Source organism: Amaricoccus sp. (genome assembly GCF_036846665.1).
GTDB lineage: Bacteria > Pseudomonadota > Alphaproteobacteria > Rhodobacterales > Rhodobacteraceae > Amaricoccus.
The window spans coordinates 1-3,646 of sequence record NZ_DAIUBO010000320.1 but is presented as its reverse complement, the minus strand read 5'-3'; the positions used below and the strand labels follow the sequence as shown (position 1 = coordinate 3,646).

Genomic DNA, 3,646 nt, shown 5'->3' with positions numbered 1-3,646 from the left:
AAGACGCGCGTGCCGTGGTGGAAGGATACAGAAGCCATCTGGCTCTCCTTTCTGTATGGCCCGAGGGCCGGCTGGCGGTGGTTGTGGTTTAGGCCGAGGGTTCGCCGTCCTTCGCCTTCCTGCGGCGAGAAGCGGACGACCCCGAAGGCGGGGGAATGAAGACCGCGTCGCCGAGGATTCGGCTGCGCAGCGTGTAAGTGCTCGCGTGACCGGCGTGACCGACCCAACTCATCACGACCTGCCGGACCTGGTCGAGGGTGATCTTGCCCTCGTGATACTGGCGCGCCATGCGCTTCATTTTCCGGCGTATCCGTCCGGCGCTGTCCTTCCTGATCTTCCGATGCGTCGGCCAGATGCGATAGCCGAGGAAGTCGAGCGCCCGGCCGTTCGTCGCCGAGACCGGAAAGACTTGAGTCTTCCGGTTGAGACGCAGCCCGAGATGCGCATAGAGAAAGTCGTCGACCGCGACGCGGACCCGGTGCAGATGCTCCTTGTCCGCGCCGATGATCGCGAAATCATCCATGTAGCGCACATATCGCCGTTCGCGCAGTTCGTGCTTCACGAACTCGTCGAGTTCATGGAGGTAGATGTTCGCGAAAATCTGCGACGTCAGATTGCCGATCGGTATCCCGCGCGGCAACGTGGCGCCCGGCTCGGCGACGCTGTCGATGATGCTGTCGATCAGCCAGAGCGTGTCCTTGCAGGCCACCCGGCGCGCGATCATCCTCTTGAGCGCATCGTGGCAGACGCTCGGAAAGAAGCGCGCGATGTCCGCCTTCAGCACATAGATGGCGCCATGCTCGCGCAGCGTCGCCCGAAGGAACGTCTGCGCCCGGTCAGCGCCGGCGTGCATCCCTTTTCCGGTCTGGCACGCATAGCTGTCGGAAATGAACCGGCACGTCCAGATCGGCTCGATAGCCTCGATAAGCGCATGCTGCACGACGCGGTCCTTGAGCGGAAGCGCGGCAATCTCGCGCTCCTTCGGCTCGAAGACCCGGAAATGGTAATACGGCCCGGTGCGATACGTCTTCCATATGAGGCTGTTCTGGATGTCGATCAGGTTCGATTCCAGATCCCGCTCGAATTGCAGGACGTCCGTCTGATGCCGCCGCCCGCGAATGACGCGGCCCCATGCGCGATGTAGGGCCTCGAAACTCGACAGGCCCGAAAACAGGTCGGTGTAGGTCTTCGCCAAGGCATCTCGCTATCGTAAGGGCGACCGGAGCGAAGGGTCGCCGCGCGCAGGCGGTTACTGCAACGCTCCGGTCTGTTCATGTTTTTCGGCGCTTGGCCGAGGAACGCGGGGCCTTTCGAGGGTGTGCGGGATGAGGCCCCGTGAGGCCCCAACTTCTGACTTTCCCCGAGAGCGGGCCGGAAGCCGATATTCGTACTCGTGTTCGAGCGGGCGTTGTTCAAGTTGAGGGAGAACACCCCAGCATTGACGCCGTTGTTCCAGTTGCCCCCACGGATCGGCAGGCGCTCAAACCACTTTACCCGCGTCCCTTTTCCTGCAAGCTCTTGAACCATCCGCCGATCATGCGCCCGATTTCGTCCAGATGACGGGTCCAGACTTCGTAGCTGTTGAACGACAGATAACCGAGGCGCTGGGCAATCCTGATCTGGCTTCGCAACAGATCAAGCTCGGCGTCCAAGTCCTGCATTGTGGTCTTTTTGAAGTATCTCCGATTGCAGATGATGATCAGTCGGAGAAGCGACCACATGGTGCTGCGGATTTCCTGATTAAGAACGTGGCGTTCGGCTTTGGGAAACTGCCTTAAAACCACATATCCATAGGCGATCATGTCTTCGCACTTCCGACGAATTTTCAGATCGTCCAAATCAGGCTCCGCAGCTATTACAGGTGGATGACGGACGGGCTATCGCCCGCCCGGCAGATTGTCAGGCGGCCAGATTTCAGAGGACGAAAGCGGGCCGGAAGCCGATAGTCGTACTCGAGGTCGAGCGGGCGATGTTCAAGTAGAGGGAGAACACCCCAGCAGTGACGCCGTTGTACCAGTAGCCCCCACGGAGCGGCAGGCGCTCGTCCAGATTCCGCAGGTAAAGATAGCCGCGGTCGATGCTGGTCGCATGCGGGAAGAGGCCCAGCACCTTGAGGATGTTCGGGACGGTGACGCCGCCGGCGGCGGTCAAGTCCTTATACAACTGGCTCGCAGCCGTTTCGCCGTTCGACTGGCTCGTCACCGAGGTCGCAAGCTGCGGGTTGCCGGCCCCGTCGACGCCGGTTGCGTTCCACTTCAGCGTGTTCGCCGTGCCGGGATTGACCAGATTGCCGTTCTGCAGGATCGCCTTCCACAGCGGGCTTGCGGCGCTATGATCAGCGTCCGTCTCGGCCGCATTGTTGTCGGGAATGATCTGGATTTCGCCGTTGACCATGCGCATGCCGCGCACCCATTCCCAGACATTGCCGCAGAGGTCGGTGATGCCCGCCGGCGTGTTGTCGTGATACCAGCTTACCGGGCCGGAGCCGGTCAGCGTGCGCGCGGTGCCTTCGGCGAGGCCGGGCGCAAGGCCATCCTGCCGGCGGCCGGTCTCGTAGGTCTGCGCATGGTCGCGGCCGTAGTTGGTGTTGCCGCGCGGCATGAAGCCGTTCTTCCAGCACCACAGGGCGACCGCCGACCATTCGGCATTGGTCATCATGTGCCAGCCCGGCCCCTTCGCCGAGCAGCGTGCGTTCGCGTTGTCGAAGTTGATCGACGCGCTGGGGTCTTGGCCGGGCAGCGACAGGGCGTGATTGTCATGGATGCGGGCGAGATACTTGCCCACGAAAATCTCGCTCTTCTGGATGCCGCCGACGAGGAAGGCGGGATGGGTGCCGGTCCCCAGCGCCGGGTCGATGTCCTCGATATTGAAGCGCGGCACCACGCACATGATCGAGGGATAGCCCTTGCTGTCGTAAAGGACGGTGTTCACGCCGCCCGAGGCGGCCTCAACGGACTGCCGCAGGGCATCCGGCATCGAAATCGTGACGGTCATCAGGATTTACTCCTCGTCTTCAGGGGTTGCAGGGTTTTCGGGCAGCGCCCACAGTTGCAGCGTCACGGCCTCGGCCTGGCATGGCTGCGGCACCGAGACGGTCTGGGTGACTTCCTCACCCCCCACCGTTTCGGTGATCTCCTCGTCGGCATATCGGCGAGGTGGAATGATGATGACGGCCGCGTAAACGTCGCCCTCGAAGCTCAACTGGCCGTCGCCATCGGTGAAGACCGAAAGGACGCGCTCGGTGTCCTCCTGTTCTTCGCCCAGGTCGATCAGAAGATTGCCGAGGATTAGGGTGCAGTCGTCGAGTTCGAAGGCTGCCTTCGCGCCCTCGTTCATGTGCATGATGTTCATCGCCGCCTCACTGGTAACGGGGGTTGAGAAGCGTCCAGCGCAGAACGACGTTGTCGGCGCTGCCGGTCATCCGGATCTTGAAGCCGTTCCGGGCGCGGTCGTATGCCTGCACCGCGCCAACGGCCGCCACGTCGGTTGCGCTCTCCACCTCGACCGCGACGTCATAGTCGGCGTTCGGCAGAATCTCGGGGAACGCGACCGTCACGAACGGGCTGCTACTCGTCACCCACGAGCTCGCCGACTGGATCACGCGGAGGTCGGTCAGCGTGACCGCCGTGATGTTGTTCCCGGTGCT

Annotated in this window: 5 protein-coding genes; all 5 read right to left on the bottom strand. The window is 62.4% G+C overall.

The features are described from left to right. Positions 1-88: 88 nt before the first annotated feature. Positions 89-1,195 (bottom strand): RNA-directed DNA polymerase, encoded by a 1,107-nt coding sequence (locus V7050_RS19525; protein ID WP_299480906.1) that lies wholly within the window; start codon positions 1,193-1,195, stop codon positions 89-91. Positions 1,196-1,490: 295 nt separating this feature from the next. Beyond that, positions 1,491-1,838, bottom strand: a complete 348-nt coding sequence (avd, locus tag V7050_RS19520) for a diversity-generating retroelement protein Avd (RefSeq protein ID WP_299480904.1) — start codon at positions 1,836-1,838, stop codon at positions 1,491-1,493. Between the two features lie 76 nt (positions 1,839-1,914). Further along, positions 1,915-2,994 carry an SUMF1/EgtB/PvdO family nonheme iron enzyme gene (locus V7050_RS19515; RefSeq protein ID WP_324411080.1) on the bottom strand — a complete coding sequence of 360 codons (1,080 nt, stop codon included), beginning with the start codon at positions 2,992-2,994 and terminating at the stop codon, positions 1,915-1,917. A 6-nt stretch (positions 2,995-3,000) separates the two neighbouring features. Next, positions 3,001-3,351: a hypothetical protein gene (locus V7050_RS19510; protein WP_299480900.1), complete on the bottom strand. Its 351-nt coding sequence runs from the start codon at positions 3,349-3,351 to the stop codon at positions 3,001-3,003. Positions 3,352-3,358: 7 nt separating this feature from the next. Next, the coding region (locus V7050_RS19505; RefSeq protein WP_324411076.1) for a hypothetical protein at positions 3,359-3,646 on the bottom strand (288 nt) is incomplete at its 5' end.